This window comes from Pseudomonas sp. ef1 (assembly GCF_007293365.2).
Classification (GTDB): Bacteria; Pseudomonadota; Gammaproteobacteria; order Pseudomonadales; family Pseudomonadaceae; genus Aquipseudomonas; species Aquipseudomonas siliginis.
This window is the reverse complement of the sequence record NZ_CM129815.1, coordinates 3,414,281-3,433,066: the sequence shown is the minus strand read 5'-3', so window position 1 is coordinate 3,433,066 and position 18,786 is coordinate 3,414,281. Positions and strand designations below refer to the sequence as shown.

General features: G+C 59.9%; 22 protein-coding genes. 6 read left to right on the top strand and 16 right to left on the bottom strand.

The window, feature by feature from the left end:
- Positions 1-50 precede the first annotated feature (50 nt).
- A complete protein-coding gene (locus FEE99_RS15600; RefSeq protein WP_041480550.1) occupies positions 51-503 on the top strand; it encodes a thiol-disulfide oxidoreductase DCC family protein in 453 nt (150 codons plus the stop codon).
- Here the strand turns inward: FEE99_RS15600 and FEE99_RS15595 are convergent.
- Positions 486-983 (bottom strand): DUF2269 family protein, encoded by a 498-nt coding sequence (locus FEE99_RS15595; protein WP_041480551.1) that lies wholly within the window; start codon positions 981-983, stop codon positions 486-488. The two genes, FEE99_RS15600 and FEE99_RS15595, sit on opposite strands and share 18 nt — an antisense overlap.
- Position 984: 1 nt before the next feature.
- Positions 985-2,112, bottom strand: a complete 1,128-nt coding sequence (locus FEE99_RS15590) for a saccharopine dehydrogenase family protein (protein WP_041480552.1) — start codon at positions 2,110-2,112, stop codon at positions 985-987.
- 171 nt (positions 2,113-2,283) lie between these two features.
- On the opposite strand from FEE99_RS15590, the gene FEE99_RS15585 reads away from it, so the two are divergent.
- Complete coding sequence (locus FEE99_RS15585) at positions 2,284-2,499, top strand: PLD nuclease N-terminal domain-containing protein (RefSeq protein ID WP_041480553.1); 216 nt, start codon at positions 2,284-2,286, stop codon at positions 2,497-2,499.
- 254 nt (positions 2,500-2,753) lie between these two features.
- Positions 2,754-3,230 (top strand): hemerythrin domain-containing protein, encoded by a 477-nt coding sequence (locus FEE99_RS15580; protein WP_016774305.1) that lies wholly within the window; start codon positions 2,754-2,756, stop codon positions 3,228-3,230.
- A gap of 239 nt (positions 3,231-3,469) precedes the next feature.
- Here FEE99_RS15580 and FEE99_RS15575 read toward each other — a convergent pair whose 3' ends face one another.
- From FEE99_RS15575 to FEE99_RS15565, 3 genes are all read right to left on the bottom strand, one after another.
- The gene (locus FEE99_RS15575; protein WP_041480554.1) at positions 3,470-4,396 is read right to left on the bottom strand and encodes a LysR family transcriptional regulator; all 927 of its coding nucleotides are present in this window, start codon (positions 4,394-4,396) and stop codon (positions 3,470-3,472) included.
- On the bottom strand, positions 4,393-5,367 hold the full coding sequence (locus FEE99_RS15570; RefSeq protein ID WP_041480555.1) for a quinone oxidoreductase family protein: 975 nt from the start codon (positions 5,365-5,367) through the stop codon (positions 4,393-4,395). The genes FEE99_RS15575 and FEE99_RS15570 overlap by 4 nt, the downstream gene beginning before the upstream one ends.
- A gap of 153 nt (positions 5,368-5,520) precedes the next feature.
- Complete coding sequence (locus FEE99_RS15565; protein WP_041480556.1) at positions 5,521-6,012, bottom strand: anti-virulence regulator CigR family protein; 492 nt, start codon at positions 6,010-6,012, stop codon at positions 5,521-5,523.
- 127 nt (positions 6,013-6,139) lie between these two features.
- Between FEE99_RS15565 and FEE99_RS15560 the strand changes: the two genes are divergently transcribed.
- Positions 6,140-6,298, top strand: coding sequence for a DUF2986 domain-containing protein (locus FEE99_RS15560; protein WP_081932631.1), 159 nt, complete (start codon positions 6,140-6,142; stop codon positions 6,296-6,298).
- 1 nt (position 6,299) lies between these two features.
- Here the strand turns inward: FEE99_RS15560 and FEE99_RS15555 are convergent, their stop codons facing one another.
- The gene (locus FEE99_RS15555) at positions 6,300-7,511 is read right to left on the bottom strand and encodes an MFS transporter (protein WP_052392215.1); all 1,212 of its coding nucleotides are present in this window, start codon (positions 7,509-7,511) and stop codon (positions 6,300-6,302) included.
- A gap of 131 nt (positions 7,512-7,642) precedes the next feature.
- Here FEE99_RS15555 and FEE99_RS15550 point away from each other — a divergent pair, with 131 nt between their 5' ends.
- Positions 7,643-8,536 carry a LysR family transcriptional regulator gene (locus tag FEE99_RS15550; protein WP_041480558.1) on the top strand — a complete coding sequence of 298 codons (894 nt, stop codon included), beginning with the start codon at positions 7,643-7,645 and terminating at the stop codon, positions 8,534-8,536.
- Between the two features lie 812 nt (positions 8,537-9,348).
- Here the strand turns inward: FEE99_RS15550 and FEE99_RS15545 are convergent.
- The 5 genes from FEE99_RS15545 to FEE99_RS15525 form a co-directional block, all read right to left on the bottom strand.
- Positions 9,349-10,185, bottom strand: coding sequence for an IS3 family transposase (locus tag FEE99_RS15545; protein ID WP_041475818.1), 837 nt, complete (start codon positions 10,183-10,185; stop codon positions 9,349-9,351).
- Positions 10,182-10,439, bottom strand: a complete 258-nt coding sequence (locus tag FEE99_RS15540) for a transposase (protein WP_052392216.1) — start codon at positions 10,437-10,439, stop codon at positions 10,182-10,184. Before FEE99_RS15540 ends, FEE99_RS15545 begins: the two co-directional genes overlap by 4 nt.
- Before the next feature lie 243 nt (positions 10,440-10,682).
- A complete protein-coding gene (locus FEE99_RS15535) occupies positions 10,683-11,495 on the bottom strand; it encodes a DUF3618 domain-containing protein (protein WP_041480559.1) in 813 nt (270 codons plus the stop codon).
- Entirely contained in the window at positions 11,492-11,920 is a 429-nt protein-coding gene (locus FEE99_RS15530; protein ID WP_052392217.1) for a phage holin family protein, read from the bottom strand. Before FEE99_RS15530 ends, FEE99_RS15535 begins: the two co-directional genes overlap by 4 nt.
- The gene (locus tag FEE99_RS15525) at positions 11,920-12,570 is read right to left on the bottom strand and encodes a hypothetical protein (RefSeq protein ID WP_041480560.1); all 651 of its coding nucleotides are present in this window, start codon (positions 12,568-12,570) and stop codon (positions 11,920-11,922) included. Before FEE99_RS15525 ends, FEE99_RS15530 begins: the two co-directional genes overlap by 1 nt.
- 305 nt (positions 12,571-12,875) lie before the next feature.
- Here FEE99_RS15525 and FEE99_RS15520 point away from each other — a divergent pair, with 305 nt between their 5' ends.
- Positions 12,876-14,732 (top strand): ABC transporter ATP-binding protein, encoded by a 1,857-nt coding sequence (locus FEE99_RS15520; protein WP_041480561.1) that lies wholly within the window; start codon positions 12,876-12,878, stop codon positions 14,730-14,732.
- A 39-nt stretch (positions 14,733-14,771) separates the two neighbouring features.
- Here the strand turns inward: FEE99_RS15520 and FEE99_RS15515 are convergent, their stop codons facing one another.
- From FEE99_RS15515 to FEE99_RS15495, 5 genes are all read right to left on the bottom strand, one after another.
- The gene (locus tag FEE99_RS15515) at positions 14,772-15,917 is read right to left on the bottom strand and encodes a sensor histidine kinase (RefSeq protein WP_041480562.1); all 1,146 of its coding nucleotides are present in this window, start codon (positions 15,915-15,917) and stop codon (positions 14,772-14,774) included.
- A 169-nt stretch (positions 15,918-16,086) separates the two neighbouring features.
- On the bottom strand, positions 16,087-16,521 hold the full coding sequence (locus FEE99_RS15510) for a bleomycin resistance protein (RefSeq protein ID WP_041480563.1): 435 nt from the start codon (positions 16,519-16,521) through the stop codon (positions 16,087-16,089).
- Between the two features lie 42 nt (positions 16,522-16,563).
- On the bottom strand, positions 16,564-17,265 hold the full coding sequence (locus tag FEE99_RS15505; protein WP_064361153.1) for a DUF695 domain-containing protein: 702 nt from the start codon (positions 17,263-17,265) through the stop codon (positions 16,564-16,566).
- A gap of 164 nt (positions 17,266-17,429) precedes the next feature.
- Positions 17,430-17,771, bottom strand: coding sequence for an antibiotic biosynthesis monooxygenase family protein (locus FEE99_RS15500; protein ID WP_041480564.1), 342 nt, complete (start codon positions 17,769-17,771; stop codon positions 17,430-17,432).
- Positions 17,772-17,799: 28 nt separating this feature from the next.
- A complete protein-coding gene (locus FEE99_RS15495; protein WP_041480565.1) occupies positions 17,800-18,774 on the bottom strand; it encodes a zinc-dependent alcohol dehydrogenase family protein in 975 nt (324 codons plus the stop codon).
- Positions 18,775-18,786: the final 12 nt, after the last annotated feature.

Genomic DNA, 18,786 nt, shown 5'->3' with positions numbered 1-18,786 from the left:
CCAATGATCAAGGTTATGATCGCGACAATCGCCGCCAGGGACATCCGCCGATGCCTGCCATGAAAACCCGCCCCACCCCCGCGCCATTGCTCAAGCCCGGCGAAACCGTGGTGCTGTTCGACGGCGTGTGCAAACTGTGCAACGGCTGGGCGCGCTTTATGATTCGCCATGACCATCAGCGCCATGTGCGTCTGGCGACCGTGCAATCGCCCGAAGGCCAGGCCTTGCTGGCGTGGGCCGGCTTGCCCCTGGATGAGTTCGACACCATGGCGGTGATCCGCGACCGCAATTATTGGGAGCGATCAGATGCATTCCTTGAAGTGGTCGGGCAACTGCCGATGCGCTGGCAGCCGTTGAAACTGCTGCGCATCTTCCCGCGTCGTCTGCGCGACTGGGCTTACGATCGAATCGCGCTGAACCGCTATCGGCTGTTCGGCAAGTACGACACTTGCCTGCTGCCAACAGCGGATCATGAAAGCCGCTTTCTAAAAGCCCACGGCTGACCCGACCAGTTGCACCGGTGTCATCTTCGTCACCATCATCAGCACGATGACAAACATCCCGGCGAACCCGGCGATGCCCATCCAGAACCACCAGCGGTAAGTGCTTGCAAAGCGATCATCCAGAGGCAGGCCGCCCTCGCCCGCGCTCAGCGCCATCTTCTGCAGACGCTTTTGCAATACCAGTACAGGCAGCCACAGTGCGCCTACGCAGAAGAAAATGATCAACGACGTCAGCAGCCACTCACTGCTCATCGTAAGCCCGGAAAGCCGCATCAGCAGATAGCCGGTGATGACCTGCACAATCCCTGCCGGCGTGGTGATCCACGTATCGAAACGCACCACCATCCTTGCGACATGGGCGATCACTTGCGGGTTGCCGCTGCGGCTGGCGGCGATCAGGTAGAGGTAGGAACCCATGCCGAAACCGAAGAGGAAAATCGCCGCGATTACATGCAGGTACTTCAGGCAGAGATAGAGCATCTCAACGCTGCCCCTCGGAGAATTGAACCGACAGGCTCAAGTTGGCCGGATCGTTGATCGCCGCCAGATATTCATCGACGCTGATTTCGCCAACACACGGCCGCGCGCCGGCCTGCGGTACATAACCCCGAGCCATTTTGCTCGCGAGGGCGACGGCGGCGCAGCTGGGGATTTCCGGGCCTTTGTCATTCAGCGCGGTGAGTTGCGCGGTCATGCTCAGCGGCTGGTCGTCAACCCCGATGCCTTGAACATCGATGTACATCGCGCTTTTGCCATCACCGAAACGTTCGAACCACGTACCTAGGCGATGCAGGCGCGCCGCCCAGCGCACATGATCGCGCACCAGCCCGAAGCGCAAGGCCTGCGCCAGCAAGGCGTTGGCAACGCCGCCGAGCTTCAGGCCAGCGCCAGCCTTGAAGCGCAGTGTGTGCGCACCATAGCGGCGGGCAAATATATCCATGTCCGGTACATCGACATTGGCCAGCACCCGGGTGCCCATTTGCGGCATGCTGCGCAGGGTCAGATCGAGCCAACCCAATACTTCGTGAACCTGGCCGTTTTTCAACTGCCTGATCGGTTTGCCCGCATAAGCGAGCACGCCTTCGACCGTGGACAGCCCCGGCATCTTCGCCGAGGAGGAAATGCCATGCTCGATCGAATCGATTCGCGCAAAGCGCTGGCGCTGCTGATCGATGATTGCCGAGGACAAGGTCGGCACCGAACTGCAACCGCTGAGCACGGCCACACCAGCCTCCCTGGCGCGGGCGTCGAGCACGTCAATGCCGTTGACGAAAGTGCGGCAGTCAGCCAGATCGCAATAATTCACACCGGCATCGATGCAGCTTTCAGCAACTGCGTAGGATTGCCCCTGAAACGGCCCGCCGGTGTGCACCACCAACTGAACATTCAACTCTCGCAACGCCGCTTGAAAACCTGCGCCCATTGCATCGCCGCACCACCCTTCGCACGGACGGCCTGATTGCGCTTGCAGCTCAGCGACCTTGCCCTGCAACTTGCGCGCATCGCGGCCCGACAACAGCAGTTCAATCTCTGGCATGAGCGCCAGATGCCGACAAACGATACTGCCGAAATTGCCGTAACCACCGACGACCATCACCCTGAATGCCATTGCCCTGTCCCTGTTCCAGCCTAAACGTGTGGCGCAGAGGATATAGGCCGCAGCGGCGACCAGACATTTATTTTGCAACCGGGTATCACCGCGTCCGCTTGTCCCAGGCAAAAAGAATGAACCCAACGCCCCTATCGTCGCCTAACGCACAGACCATCAGGAGCTAAGCCTATGCAAATCGAAACCGTGTGGATCGTATTGGCGGTCATTCTTGTGCTGATCGAGCTTTGGGCCATCAATCGGGTGCGTAAAAGCGAAGGGAAATCCAGTAGTAAAGGCGTGTGGATCGTGCTGATCGTGTTCGTGCCGCTGTTCGGCCTGATCGCCTGGGCACTGGCGGGACCCAAGCATGTCGGTCGCATTTCGCCTTCCCAGGCTAACCGGTGACCCACGGGCGCAGGCCCGTCTCAAGTATCACCACAGCCCGGCTTTTGCCGGGCTTGTTATATGCAATGCCCGCCACGCGGATTTCTTGCAGGCTGCACGAAAGCATTGTGCCTGCTTCGATGCCAGCCCTTGATTTAGAAGGGTTGCGCTTGATCGGCGAGTTGGCATGAGTCCTGCGATAGCCTCTTCCTGAATACACAGCAGCGCGAAAAAGAACGCTGTGTTCAATCCGTGAAAAGCAGAGGCCTCAAAAAATGAATGCCATCGACCTTCTCAAAGCCGACCATGAAAAAGTCAAAGCCATCCTCAGCCAACTGAGTGAGTCCACCGACCGTGCGCTGAAAAAACGCGTCGAGTTACTGGGCAAACTGGAAATGGAAATCACCATCCACACCCGCCTCGAAGAAGAGATTCTCTACCCTGCGTTCAAGGAAGCCGGCAGCAAGGAAGAAGACATCATGTACTACGAAGCCAAGGAAGAGCACCGCACCGTGGATTCGCTGGTACTGCCTGATCTGAAAGAAACCGACCCGGGCAGCCCGGAATTCGCCGGTCGGGTCAAAGTGGTCAAGGAACTGCTGGAGCACCACATCGAGGAGGAAGAAGAGGAAATGTTCCCGAAAGCGCAGAAGCTTCTGGGTAAGGCGAAGCTCGAGGAGCTGGGCGCGCAAATGGAAGCCATGAAGGCGAGCCACAAAAAGGAAATGGCGGCCAACAAAATCGCCGCTTGAAGTGTTGAAGACACCGAAGCCCGGCGGCAATGCCGGGCTTTTTTTGTGCGCCCAAACTGGCCCTCGCTCCCACATTGGATATACGTATGTTCGGCAATTCCTGAACAAGCCACGAAACCTGTGGGAGCGAGCCTGCTCGCGAAGGCGTCAGGTCAGCCACATCATCTATGACTGACACTGCGCTTTCGCGAGCAGGCTCGCTCCCACAGGGTCAGTGTCGGTCTTGATGCAGGTTGTGATCAAACCGCCCAAGGTGGCGCCGGATCGAATTTGGATTCAATCCACTCCTTGAACGCCACCACCGCCGCCGCTGGAAACCGCGATGACGGCCTGACCAGATAAACGCCGCCCGCCGAATCCAGATGCCAGTCGGGCAACACACGAATCAACCGACCTGCCGCCAGATCGCGGCTCATCAGCCAGTCGCCAGCACCGAGTATGCCGGCGTCGGCGCGGGCGGCGGCGAGCAGGGATTCGCTGTCGCTGGCAGTCAGGTTGCCGTGGGGCGTGATGGTCTGCACCTCGTTACCGCGATGCAGGCGCCACAGCGGGAACGACGCCAGCCCGCTGAAGCGCAGGCAATTGTGCTGAAGCAGGTCCTGCGGGGTTTGCGGCATGCCATGGGCCTCGATGTAGGCCGGCGATGCGCAGAGAATCCGCCGATGGTCACTGAGCTTTTTTGCGGTCAGCCGATTGTCCTCAAGCTCGCCGATGCGGATAGCCGCGTCGAAGCCCTGCTCGATGATGTCGACCAGGCCTTCGCTGTAATCGGCGATTACCGAAACATGCGGATGAGCCTTGAGAAATTCCGGCAGCAGCGGTCCCAGCCACAAGCGCCCCATCGCCGCCGGTAAAGCCAGGCGCAAGGTGCCGCGCACTTCGCTGGCGCCCTGCAACGCTTGTTGCTGCGCTTCGTTCATCAACTCGACGGCCGCGCGCAAGCGTTGTTCAAGTTGAAGGCCGGCCTCGGTGATGCGCACGTGTCGCGTCGAGCGCTCCACCAATCGCACGCCCAGTCGCTTCTCCATCGCCGCGAGGCGCTTGGAAACGATGGTCGGATGACGCTGCAACAAACGCCCCGCCGCGACAAACGAGCCTTGCGCGGCGACGGCCAGGAAAGCAGCGATTTCATCGCTGTGCGGGTTGCTCAGAACATCCAGATTCATGGTTTTAGAATGATCGCCCCTGATGATCGGCCCGATTCAAGATCGGCGTGCGCTTGTGCCGCGTCAGCCAATGAATAACGCGCGCGAATTTGCGGCGTGATGATACCGGCGGCCACCGCAGCCAGTACATCTTGTGCGCGCTCCTGATATTCGGCTGTCGTGGCAGTGTGCGCGGCCAGCGATGGACGGGTCAGGAACAGCGAGCCCTTGGCGTTCAGCGTGGCCATTTCCACCGCTGCCGGCGCGCCGGTCTGCGCGCCGAACGAGACCATCAATCCGCGTGGGCGCAAGCTGTCCAGCGAGGCCTGAAAAGACACCCGACCAATCGGGTCATACACCACGTCGACCTTGCGCCCCTCGGTGATACGCAACACATCGGCGGCGAGGGTTTCGGCATCGAACACCAACACTTCGTCACAACCGGACGCGCGTGCCTTGTCGACACTGGCCTGCTTCGACACCACACCGATCACCGTTGCGCCAAGGTGTTTGGCCCATGGCACCATGATTTCCCCCAGACCTCCCGCGACGCCGTAAACCAGCATTGTCGTGCCCGGCCCGACCGGATAAGTCGTCTTCAGCAGATACTGCGCGGTGATGCCTTTGAACAGCACCGCCGCCGCATCTTCGAACGACAACGCTTCGGGAATCTTCACCAGGCGCTCTGCCGGAAACAGTCGCGCCGAGGCGTAACCGCCCAAGGGGCCAGTGGCATAAGCAACTCGATCACCGACGCGGACATTGCTCACACCGGCACCGACCGCCGCCACCCGACCCGCGCCTTCCAGACCCAGCCCCGACGGCAACGCCACGGGCACTGCACCTTTGCGCTGGCTGACATCGAGGTAATTGACGCCCACCGCCGCTTGCTCCAGCCAGACCTCGCCAGGCCCAGGCGTTTGCTCGCTGACAGTGTGCAGTTGCAGGACGTCCGGTGCGCCGGTTGCGGTGAAGCGAATTGCGTTGGCCATGGTCATCTCCATTCATTCGTTAGCCGTTGAGCTCAGTCTGAAAGCTCAGCATTCAACGAACAACCCAACCTGAATGCAGTTCATTGCTGCATCTGATGCAGCTATGCATGAATAAAAAAGGAGCGGCAGGTGCTGCCACTCCTCTTTGCAGAATCAATCGAACGCGCCGTTGAGCACCTCGTAGATCAGCCCGGTAGCCAGCGCGACGAGGATCAGGTCGGTGCCAACCTGTTGCCATTCGTAGCCGTCGTAATGAGGCAAATGGCCGAGCAGACGCCCGTCCAGCTTCTTGGCGATGCCTGGTGGCAGCGGTTTGCCCCGCGCCAGATTCTTCTGAACGCCAGGCGGCAGCGCTGGCCCCGGATTCCAGTATTCGCCGCGATAGCCGTCGACGATGCCGAGAATATTGCCGCGATCAATGCTCGGAGCACCGCCGCCATTGCCAGAGTGTTGCTGGCCTTTGTTGACATTGCCCTGACCGCCCCCACCCGGTTTACCATGATCCTGCATGTTCTGCGGTTTGCCCTTGCCGTTGCCCTGGCCGCCCTGGCCCTTGCCATTGCCGGGGTCGGCCAGTGCCGTCGTGCTGCCGACTACAAGCGCGAGGCAAGACAACGCGACAATCAATCTGCGAGCTTTTCTCATGTGCGATTCCTTCGGTTTGGGGGGCTCTTGAGTTGGGGGGAATGTGCTCAGCTTAGTGGATTTCTTCTTGCTGACCACTCGGCCTTGCGTCAGGATTCCCACCCTCTCCACCCGCGATCGAAAAAACATGAATCGTCAAAAGAAGCTGCAGCAGTTGTTCAAGGAAAAAGCCAAAAAGGCCAACGCCAAACTGGCGCCGAAAAAGCCCAAATACATCTGCAAGGCTGATCGCCTGAAGCTGGAAGCCGAAGCCGCGCAGGCTTCAGTGGAAAATACCGAGAGCTGAGTCAGGCTTTCTGCCGCGACGTCAGCCACGTCATCAGCGCCGCCAGCACCAGCAATGCCGCGCTGGCGAAGAAGGTCAGCCGATAGCCACTGCCGTCGAACAGCAGACCACCGACGGTCGACCCCGAAGCGATAGACAACTGCACCACCGCCACCATTAGCCCACCGCCCGCTTCGGCATCGTCGGGCAGCGTGCGCGCCAGCCACGACCACCAGCCCACCGGCGCCGCCGTGGCGATCAATCCCCACAGGCTCAGCAACACGAACGCCGCCACCACTGAACTGCCCAGCCCGACGAGCGCCACTGCGATCATCGCCATCAACAGCGGGATGGCGATCACCACGCGATACAGCCCCTTCTTCAACACCGAACCGATGACCACGGTGCCGATGAACCCGGCTACACCAATGACCAGCAGAATCATCGACAGCACCGAAACATCGACCCGGGTCACGGTTTCCAGAAACGGTCGCAGATAAGTGAACAGCACAAACTGGCCCATGAAGAACAGGCCGGCGCCGAGCATGCCGAATGCCACCCGGCGGCTTTTGAACAACGCAAAGCCGTTGGCTGCGCTGGCTTTGCGTGGCGCGGCCGGCAGCGCGGGCAAGCTGATCCATTGCCAGAGCAGCGCAATCAACGCCACCGGTATCAGGCAGAAAAACGCCCCGCGCCAGCCAATCACGCTGCCGAGATAACTGCCCAACGGCGCAGCCACGACGGTCGCCAGTGCATTGCCGCCGTTAAAAATTGCCAATGCCTTGGGCACGCTGGCGGATGGCACCAGACGCATGGCCAACGCTGCCGACATCGACCAGAAGCCGCCGATTACCACGCCGATCAATGCGCGACCGATCATGTACACCGTGTAGTTCGGCGCCAGGCCCACCACCAGCCCGGACGCGCACATCAGCGCCGTCAACAGCAGCAGCAGGCGCTTGCGATCCATCGCGCCGGCGAGCCTGGTGATCGTCAGGCTGGTCAGCACCGCGAACGCGCCGGAGATGGCGATGCCGTAGCCGGCCAGGCCTTCGCTGATGTGCAAGTCCGTGGCCATGGGCGTGAGCAGACTGACCGGCATGAACTCGGAGGCGATCAGCGCGAAGACACACAGGGTCATGGCGAACACGCCGCTCCAGTACGCCGGTTGCTCGCCGGCAGTGGACGCTTCCATGGGCTGGGCTGTCGGGGTGTTGATTACTTGAGCCGTCATGCGAAAACCTGTCTTGAAGAAGAAATCATCGAGGCACTTCTGCCCCGTTACTCAGGCTGCAAAGCTTGACGGATCGGGCTTAACTTGATTAGTAGCGGTAATCTTCATGTGCTTTTGAGAAAAATTCAGCAATGAGCAACGCCAAAGTCAATGACCTGCAGGCCTTTCTGGCGGTGGCCCAGGATCAAAGCTTCACCAAAGCCGCTGCTCGCCTCGGCGTCACGCCCTCTGCGTTGAGTCATACGGTCCGCGCGCTGGAGCAGCGTCTGGGTATCCGCTTGCTGGCTCGCACGACGCGCAACGTCTCGCCGACCGAGGCTGGCGAGCGCTTGATGCGTTCGATTGCGCCGCTGTTCGAGCAGATCAGCGCCGAGCTCGAAGCCCTTGGTGAACTGCGCGACAAGCCCAGCGGCACCATCCGGATTTCCTGCACGGACGATCAGATTGAGTTGTGCATTCGGCCGATGCTTACAAAGTTTTTGCAGGACTATCCGGATATCACCTTGGAGTTTTACGTCGATTATGGTTTCACCAATGTGGTCAAGGAGCGCTTCGACGCTGGTATCCGTCTCGGTGAATCGATCAGCAAAGACATGATCGCCGTGCGCATCGGCCCAGACTGGCGCCTGGCCGTGGTGGCCTCGCCGGATTACTTCGCTCGCCACCCGAAACCCGCCACGCCACATCAGTTGACGGAGCACACCTGCATCAACATCCGCCACCAACCGGCCGGCGCGATATACGCCTGGGAGTTTGCGCACAAGGGTCAGGATTTCAGCGTGAAGGTCGACGGGCAACTGGTGTTCAACAGCATCATGCACGTGCTCAATGCCGCCGTGGATGGCATCGGCGTCGCGTACGTGCCCGAGCAATTGGTCGCGCCGTATCTGGCGGACGGACGACTGGTGGAAGTCCTGGAAGAGTGGTGCCCGACGTTTCAGGGCTATCACTTGTATTATCCAAATCGGCGTCAGGGCTCCGCAGCGTTTGCAGCGTTTGTCGAAGCACTGAAATACAACCGCTGACAAACGCAACTCTTCAATCCAGCTGAAATCCCTGTGGGAGCGAGCCCGCTCGCGAAGGCGCCAGATCAGATACATCCACATTGAATGACACACCGCTTTCGCGAGCAGGCTCGCTCCCACAATGGTCCGGGGCAAGGCCAAAATCTTCAGCGCAACCAAAATCCCTGTGGGAGCGAGACTGCTCGCGAAGTCGCCAGATCAGATAGATCCGCGTTGGATGACACACCGCTTTCGCGAGCAGGCTCGCTCCCACAATGGTCCGGGGCAAGACCAAAATCTTCAGCGCAACCAAAATCCCTGTGGGAGCGAGCCTGCTCGCGAAGGCGCCAGATCAGATACATCCACATTGAATGACACACCGCTTTCGCGAGCAAGCTCGCTCCCACAATGATCCGGGGCAAGGCCACCATCTTCAGCGCACCCCAATCCCTGTGGGAGCGGGCTTGCCCGCGAAGGCGTCGGCACATTTAACCTCATCATCGCCTGACCCAGCGCTTTCGCGAGCAAGCTCGCTCCCACAATGATCCGGGGCAAGGCCACCATCTTCAGCGCACCCCAATCCCTGTGGGAGCGGGCTTGCCCGCGAAGGCGTCGGCACATTCAACTTCATCATCGCCTGACCCAGCGCTTTCGCGAGCAGGCTCGCTCCCACAATGATCCGGGGCAGATCAGCAGTCTTTGTCGCACCCAAATCCCCGTGGGAGCGAGCCTGCTCGCGAAGTCGCCAGATCAGAGACATCCGCGTTGGATGACACACCGCTTTCGCGAGCAGGCTGAACTGGTCAAGTAATATTGGACACCAGTTAGGGTTTTCAGGCCGCCATTTTCTCCATGGCGACCGGTGACCGGTAGTTGTTGTAGCTATGGAGTCTGGTGTTGTTGTAGCGCATTAGGTAGCGCTGCAAATCAACCCGGGCTTCGTACTCGGAGCGGTACCCCGCTTCAGGTACCCACTCCGATTTCAGACTTCCAAAGAAACGCTCCATCGGTGCGTTGTCCCAACACTCTCCCTTGCGACTCATGCTCTGCCTCAGCCCGTGCGCTAGCAGCTCATTCCTGAATTTATGGCTGGTGTACTGGCAGCCTTGATCGGAGTGAAACAGCACGTCTTTAGGTCTGCCTCGCAACTCAACGGCCATTCGTAAGGCCTCACAGGTCAGTTCCGCATCCGAGATCATTGAAAACGCCCAACCCACCAGTCGGCGGGCGAAGAGATCCAAAACCGCAGCGAAATACATCCACCGGGTGCCGACCTTGATATACGTGACATCGGCGCACCATACCTCATTGATTGATGTGACATCGAACTGGCGCTTGAGCACGTGCGGTGCGACCAAAGCCTCTACGCCTGATGATTTGTATTTATGGCGCCGGCGCTGACGGCTAGTCACTCCGGCTTCACGCATCAAACTACGAGCCATGTACCGCCCGACTCGATGTCCTTTGGCCTGTAGTTCCCGGGAAAGGGTGCGTGCCCCGGCCGATGCTCTCGATTCCTTATGATGCTCAACCAGCATGGCTTTGAGTTTCTCCCGCTCAGGACTCACCTTGCCTTGGCGCTGACGCCAGGCATAAAAGCTGCTGCGGCAAACATCAAACACACGGCAACAGTCGTTAACGCCGTATAGCTCTGCCAGCTCATTGATCAATGAGAATGATCTTTGGCGTCCAATAGCAGCAGAGCACTGGCTTTTTTTAGGATTTCAATATCCCGGTCTTTTTGCCTGAGCAAGGCTTTGAGTTCTTGAATCTCTCGGTGGTCAGCGGTAATCGCTTTGGCCCCCACCGGCGTTGTACCCAGGCGCTCTTTGCGAACCTGGGCGACCCAGCGACGCAACGCGGTAGGGCCGATGTCTAGACTGGCACAGACTTCGGGAACCGATATCCCCTCGTCCAATACCATGCCGACAGCCTTGAGTTTGATTCAGTTGAATAAGAGTTACGCATATCCGAACACCTCAGATTTGGACGCCATCATAGCGCCTGATTGAAGTGTCCAAAATCATTAGGCCAGTTCAGGCTCGCTCCCACAATGATCCGGGTCAAGGCTACGTTTTCACAGGCTGGCTCACCACAGCGGCACACCGAATTACCGCCGCACAACGACGAAGGGAGGCCCCTTGCAGGCCTCCCTCGTTTCTCCCCGTCAGGAAGTGCCCAGACCCTGCGACAGATCCGAAGAAGACGGCCGCGCCGGATCCGGTTTGGTCTCGACTTCGGTTTGTTCAGTGGTTCGGGTCACCGTGTCACGCACGGCTTCATAACCTTCCTGAGCTTTTTGCTTGGCTTTGTCGACCATGCCAGCGCTGGTGCGGCCCATGTAGCGCTGTTCAGTGGACGTGGTTGGCAACGCCGCGCCGAGCAAGGCACCCAAAGCGACCCCAGCGGCAGCCACCATCAGCGGTTGCTCCTTGAGCAGGTGACTGAACTGCTGGCCAAGCACTTGCGAATTACGCGACAGTCGATCAGTGGCGTCATGCATCGCATGGCTCAGGTTTTCCTTCGCCGCACCGACGTTTTCACCGAGGTGGCTGGCCTTGCCTTTGAGTGACTGGTAACCCTCCTTCAGCGAATCCGAGGTCGAGTGCAAATGCGCGCGCGCACTGTCGATGCCGTCGGCCAGACCGTCGGCCCACTCGCCAGCCTTGTCCTGATCCGGCCCGCTGCGATAGGTCGGTTGCGGCACCGGTGGGCGATTCTGGCTGATCATCAGCCAGAGCAGGCCCACGGAAGTCAGCACCGCTGGCACCGGATTATTGCGCACGCTGGTGCCGAGATTGGTGAAGAATGTCGAGCCGTTGCTCTGCATCATTCCCCAGGCCTGATCGATCATCTGCCCGGGGGTGAACTTGCTCTCCAGTTGATCGACGATGTTGCCGATGCTGGCGCGCTGCGCATCGATTTCGCGCTCGATCTGCTCCGGGCTTTTTTCCGCTTCGATATCCAGTTCGCTTTTCATGAGACTTTCCTCCGCAGCGCTTCCTGATCCTTGTTCAAGGCGTCGAGGGTGCGATCAGGTTTGAAGTGAGACGGCTCGAATTGCTTCTTCCCGGATTGCAGCATGGCGAAGCCGATGATCATCACCACCACGCCGACTATCAGCGCGGCCAACCATGGCGCCATGAACATGCTCAGGCCGTACACAGCCGACATCAGCAGAATGATGAAGCCGGCGAGGAACACGATCGCGCCGCCGGCCACCGCAGCGATGCCCGCCTTCAGAGTGCTGAGGCTGTTGTGCAGTTCGGCTTTTGCCAGTGCCAGTTCCTTGGTGAACAAGGCCGGTACCTCGCGCGACAGTTGCCGCAACAGGCCGACCACCGAAGCGTCATCCGTTTGGCCGAGGGGCCTTGCCCCGCTCAGATCAGATTCATCTCTGTTCATCACAGTTCTCCTTTGGCGTCGGGTGCGTGCGGTACGGAAGCCGCGGCAAAATCAGAGGGGTGATCGCTGTCACTGGGCGAGGTCGGGGAGATGCCGGTGGCCAGTCCCGGATTGGCGTGGGTCGACGACGGCATCGACGATTCATAGGGTCGCTGCGCGCCGTAATCGGCTGGCGGTGGCGTCGAGGTGGAGCCCGCCGCCGGATCGTGTTCGGCACTGACCGTCGCTGCTGCGGCCGTGCCGGCTTTGAGAAACCGCGACAGGCCGAAACCGATGGCAATGCTGCCGGCGATGAACAATCCCGGATTGCTGCGCGCCAGATCCGCCGCATCATGCAGCAACTGCTCGGCACTCTTGCCGCGCAGATTGCCTGCCAGCCCGGTCATGGAATCCGCCATGTCGGTCAGGTAGTCGGACATACCCAGCGTGTCCTTGTCCTGGAGTTCCGAGACAAAGCTTTTCGCCCCTTGCGCCAAGGCTTCGATCTGCTCGGCCGCCGTGTCGCGATACTGGCCGAATTGCGCATCGGCCTGCTGCCGCGCACCGCCCAGTGCTTCGCTGACGTTGTCCTTCAAATGATCAAAACTTTGCTCAGGCTTGCCGTTGGGATCACCTGATTCATACCCTGACCTGCTGTCTGAAGTATTCATGTCGCCCCTCGCCCCTCGCCTTCTCACTGAAAACGCAAAAACGGAGCTACACGGCAACATTGCCTCGAGCCCCCACATAGGAGATGACGGAGCAGCTTGCGCGAGAGTTCAAACAGGTTGATGAGCGTGCAGCATCAGGTCTGGATCAGCGACGAAAGGTTGCGCTTGGCAGGATTGTGTTGAGCTTCTGCGCCGGTCTGCGGTCAAGACAAGGCACGGGGGTTCATCCAGATGATGGCAGTGAAACCCTCAACGCCGCCGATAGATGGCAGAATCCCCACACCCTGATCACTTCGGAGACCGCAATGCTTCGCCTGTTTGAAGAAAGGCTCGACCCCTTCCCGCCCGACGAGGCGCCGCCACCGCCAGTCGGCCTGATGCGTTTCTTGTGGGCCTGCACCCGGGGCGCGCGCGGTTACATTCTGGCCTTCGCCCTGCTCAGCGCCAGCGTGTCGATCTACGAGGCGTGGCTGTTTTCTTTCCTTGGGCAAGTGGTGGATCTGCTCTCGACCTGGCAATCCGGCGGCGCTGCTGGTGATGAGCAAAGCCGCGTGTTGTGGGGCATCGGCATTGTGCTGGTGGTCAGCATCGGGCTGGTGGCGCTGCGCACCATGGTCCAGCACCAGATCCTCGCGATCAATCTGCCGCTGCGCCTGCGCTGGGACTTTCACCGGTTGATGCTGCGGCAAAGCTTGTCGTTTTTCTCCGACGAGTTCTCCGGCCGGGTCACGACCAAGGTCATGCAAACCGCGCTGTCAGTGCGCGAGGTGCTGTTCACCCTGATCGAAATCCTCCCCGGCATCGGCGTGTACTTCATCGCGATCATTGCGCTGGCCGGTGGCTTTGCGCTGAAACTGATGCTGCCGTTCCTGGCGTGGATCGTTTTGTTCGGGCTGGCGATGGTGTATTTCGTGCCGCGTCTGGGCAAGGTCGGCCAGGAACAGGCCGATGCGCGCTCGTCGATGACCGGGCGGATTGCCGATGCCTACACCAACATCACCACGGTCAAACTGTTCTCGCACTCCAAGCGTGAAGCGCATTTTGCCCGTGCGGCGATGGAAGATTTCAAGCTCACCGGGTTCCGCCAGATGCGTCTGGTCAGCCAGTTCGAGATCGTCAATCAGGCGCTGGTGGTCGCGTTGATTATCGGTGCCGGCGGTTACGCGCTGTGGCTGTGGCATCAAGGCGAAGTCGGCACCGGCGCCGTCGCGGCGATCACCGCCATGGCGTTGCGCATCAACGGCATGTCGCACTGGATCATGTGGCAGATGACTTCGCTGTTCGAAAACATCGGCACCGTGCAGGACGGCATGGCCACGCTGACCAGCGGCCCGAAAGTCCAGGACGCACCGGATGCCAAGGTGCTGGAGCCTGCCGGCGGCGAAGTGGTCTTCGACAATGTCAGCTTCAACTACAACGGCGAACGCCAAGTCCTCGACGGCTTGACCCTGCACATTCGCCCCGGCGAAAAAATCGGCCTGGTTGGCCGCTCCGGTGCAGGTAAATCGACACTGATCAACCTGCTGCTGCGCTTCTATGACGTTGATCGCGGCGAGATCCGCATTGATGGGCAGAACATCGCCGAGGTCACCCAGGACAGCCTGCGCAGCGTGATAGGCATGGTCACCCAGGACACGTCGCTGTTGCACCGTTCGATCCGCGACAACATCGCCTACGGACGCCCGGACGCCACCGACGAAGACATCCATCGCGCGGCAGTAAACGCCCAGGCCGATGGTTTCATCAGCCAGTTGAGCGACAAACAGGGCCACAGCGGTTACGACACGCTGGTCGGGGAACGCGGCATCAAGCTCTCCGGCGGCCAGCGACAACGCATTGCCATCGCCCGAGTGATGCTGAAAAACGCACCGATCCTGCTGCTCGACGAAGCCACCAGCGCACTGGACTCGGAAGTCGAAGTGGCGATCCAGGAAAGCCTCGATGAAATGATGCAGGGCAAAACCGTGATCGCCATCGCCCACCGCTTGTCGACCATTGCGGCGATGGACCGGCTGATCGTCATGGACGAAGGCCGCATCATCGAGCAAGGCACCCACGCGCAATTGCTCGAGAAGAACGGCACTTATGCGCGGCTGTGGCAGCACCAGAGCGGCGGCTTCCTCGGTGAGGATCGCGGTTTGGTTGAGGTGATGGAGGAGTGATCAGGCTGGAGGGCCGGGGCCGGCCCTCCATCGATTGGCCTAGATGGTGACGGGGCTTTCTGCATTAACCGGAAGCTTTACGCGAAAAACGGTTCCGCCTTCCAGGTCAGAGCTGACCTCGATCGAGCCAGCATGCGAGGCGACGATTTCCGAAGCGATAAACAGGCCCAGACCGAGCCCGGCAACCGGCCCGTGATCAACCACGGAGCGCTGCGAGAACCGCCCCATCGGGTTGAAGATGAACGGCAATACATCCCCCGGGATCGGTTCACCGCCGTTATGTACGGTGAACACCGCGCAATCCTCGCGGACCTGCAACTCGACCGAGACCGGAAACTTATTGTCGCCGTGGGTCACCGCATTGCTGATGATGTTGGAAAAGACCTGTTCCATCCTCGCGCCATCGAACGCTCCCATCACCGCTTCCTTTGCATCGAAACGCACGTTGGCCTGCGGATGAAAGGCGCGGATTTCCTCGATCACCCGTTCGCACACAGGGCTGAGATCGATCAGGGATTTTTTCACCGGAATACCCGGCCCCATCTGGCAGCGCGTCAGATCCAGCAGGTCGCCAACGATCTGGCTGGCGCGCTGCACGCTGGCGTAGATCTGCCGGGCCACTTTGCTGGTGCGCGGGTCGGTGGCTTCGGTACGACGCAACATATCCGCACCAAGCAGAATCGCCCCCAGTGGCGTGCGCAAGTCATGGCCGAGAATCCCCAGAAACACGTTGCGCGACGCCTCGACGGCGCGCGAGTAGCTGGCAATCGACTCGGCGAGCGCCTGATCGATGGCTTCGTGAAAGCGCGTCATGTCGTCGACATTCACCGATTTGCCATCCTTGACCTGACGCAGCCACTGGCTCAGCACACTGGTGCGCAGCGCGCGGTATTCGGAAACCATCTGATCGATGGTGAAACCGGCCATCAGCCGCGTCACGGCGTGGGTTTCCGCAGCCGTTTCTTCATCGTCGCGCGGCGCATGCCCCTGGGCCTTGGCAATTTGCTCGCTGATGGTCTGCTTGCTCCGCAGATCGATGACGATGGCGTGCAACATCTGCTCGGCGTGATCGCGCAGCGCAGCGTTATCGAGTTCCGCACCTGGTGTCTCGATGGTGCGGGCGAAATCTTCCCAGGCCTGCAGTATCGGCTCTAGGTTTTCGAGAATGAAATCTGGCAGGCGCATGGCTGTGGTCCTAAAGGCAATCCATCAACGCTATGAGGCGAACCGGCGCAGACAGCTAAAAAAGCAAACTCAGGAGTACAGAAGGTACGGCTGACGTTATGCAGCCTACCATCAAAGCGCTGGGCTAACGCGGAAGGAAAATCCAGGGCTGAAGTGTCGCGGACCTCACCTACTCCGCGGCCCAGACCGGCCGCTCACCTAATCGCTCAACCAGCCTGACGAGATAACCGTCCGGATCCTGCACAATGAATTCCCGCTGCCCTGTTTCAACACTTTCTGCGCGATACCAGGTGTCCTGGCAGTTTCGAAAGAGTGGAAAACCAGCTTGTTCGAGTCGTTCGAGGACAGGTGCGACCGCGACTACATCTATTTGCAGGTTGATGCCGCGCCCAAAAGGCTTGCTCAGAGGCGCGGTGAGCCACTGGCCGGCCTGCGGATCGAACTGCTCCAGCATCACTTGCGCGCCGTTCAGATCGAGGTAGGCGAAACCGTCTTCAAGGCGTTGATAGGCGACTTTGAAGCCCAGACAGTTCACCCAGAACGCCAAGCTCTTCGACAGCTCGGTGACCATCAGTTCAGGAACCAGTTTGTTTCGTTCAAGCATGGCGATAAATCCGTTTCAGAAGCTTATGCAGCGAGGGTTGTTTCACTCCAGGCATCGTTTGGGCGTGAGTCGAGGTTGCTCGGCATTCTGCACCTCAGCACTCACATCCGTCTGTTTACGGCTGCTGAACTCGATCGGATAAGGCCCGGTCTGCGCCAGAGCTGCCTGCACACGGCTGACAAAGGCCGCGTCGTCCAGGGTGTAGAAAACCCACACCTGACGCTTTCCGCCGGTGACCGTGCACCCCCACTTTGCGAACCCATCCGCCGTTACGGCCGCCTTAATCAGGCGGTCCACCTGCATCATCCGCGCGGATTCCTTTGAACTCGGCAGGAAGCGATCCGACACGTATTTCCAGCTGATGCGAGCCTTGTAAGGAAATGCCCGGGTATCCTTGAGATTCAGGTCGGAAGGCATGCGAAAACTCGCTGGCATTGGCTCGTCAGGAAAATCAGACGGTTGGAAATCGCTGTCGCTTGTCACGGCCACTTGCCGTTGCGGATTGTCAGCAGGATCATCACTGAGCAGTATTCTGAGCGCTTCAGCTTGGCGCTCTTCCCGCTCGCTCACGCATTTGTTGTAGGCCGTTGTATGCGCTGGACCGGAATCCAGACACGGATCGCGCTCCACCGGTTTTGGAGAATGGGAGCGCGTGCAGCCGGACGTGAGAAGGCTTGCCAGCACCAATAAAGCAACGGCTGGCCAGATTTCAGGGCGCAGGGAAGCGTGGGGAATGACTTTCAAGTGGCCTTCCTTGGATGAGTTGCAGTACGAGACATATGGAAAACGGCGCATTTTGCCTGCCACCCCTGCCCCACGAACAGGCCAAAGCGGAATTAAAGTGGCAATTCATCACAAGCGGGGCTCGACCTGCCACAGCCGCTTGTGACGAACAGCCACATACTCCCTCAGATGCCTACGCTGGCTCCGCTGTCCGATACGCCAAAGTCGCCACCCGGAAAAGCACCACCCTCAATGTGGTACACCATCGGTTCCGCCGAAAAATAATCCTCCAACCCCAGCATGAACCGCTGGTGGTCTTCACTCTGCTCAAACCCCGGCGAGTGGTCCTCAAGTGACTGCCAGCGCACGATCAGATTGAACTGCTCGGGGATTTCAATACCTTGCGCCAGCAAGTGGCCGCCGTATCCCTTGGCGCGGGTGAGCAACGGTTCGACTTCGGCAAATGCCCGTCGAAAGGCTTCAGTCTGATGCGGGTGAACGGGCAGCACAGCGATCTCGTAAACCATGATGTTTCTCCAAAATCAGTGAGCAGATTCAGACGATGAGCGAAGGCTCGACGGCGATGGCGATTTTTCCCAGCAGACCGTTGTTGGCGCTCTCCAGTCGAGCGTGGGCGAGCGGGATGTCGGCGAGGGAATAGACCGCGCCAACGTGGGGCCGCAACTGGCCGCGCTCGACCAACGCGCTCAATTCATCGAGCTTGCCGCGATTCTGCCGGGTGAAAACGAAGTGGTAGCTGGCGTTCTTGCCCCAGGCCTGGACGAGGTTTTGTGGCTGCGCGATGTCGACGATCGAGACCACGCGGCCAAGCTGGGCGAGCGCGTCAGCACTGCGAGACAGGGTATCGCCGCCGATGGTATCGAACACCACATCAACGCCATGCCCGGCGGTTTCGCGCATGATCGCTTCGACGTAGTCCTCTTGGGTGTAATCGATCACCACGTCAGCGCCCAGGCTGCGGACGAAATCGGCGTTGGCCTCGCGCACGGTCGTAAAGACTCTGGCGCCCATGGCTTTGGCCACCTGAATCGCCACATGGCCGACCCCGCCCGCGCCGCCGTGGATCAGAATGCTTTCGCCAACGCGGAGCACAGCGCGCACGGTGAGCGCTTCCCAAACCGTACCGCCGACCAGACTGAGACTGGCCGCCTCGAGGTGGCTCAGTGACGCAGGCTTTCTGGCGATGATGCTTTCGGCTGCGACGTGGTACTCGGCATAACTGCCCTGCCCGTCGAATATCTGCGGGGTGTACCAGACCTCGTCGCCCGGCGCGAAAGCGCTGACGCCTGGCCCGATGGCTTCAACCACGCCCGACACGTCGTGACCGGTAATGGCCGGTAGCGGCACCAGATCGGGATAGTCACCGCGCCGAACCTGATAATCCAGCGGATTGATGGAAGTGGCGTGCACTCGAACCAGCACTTGGCCCGCTTGCGGAACCGGTTTGGGCACGTCGCTGAGTTCGAACGAATCAGGACCGCCGAAGGATTTCAGAATCATCGCTTTCATGGCAAAACCTCG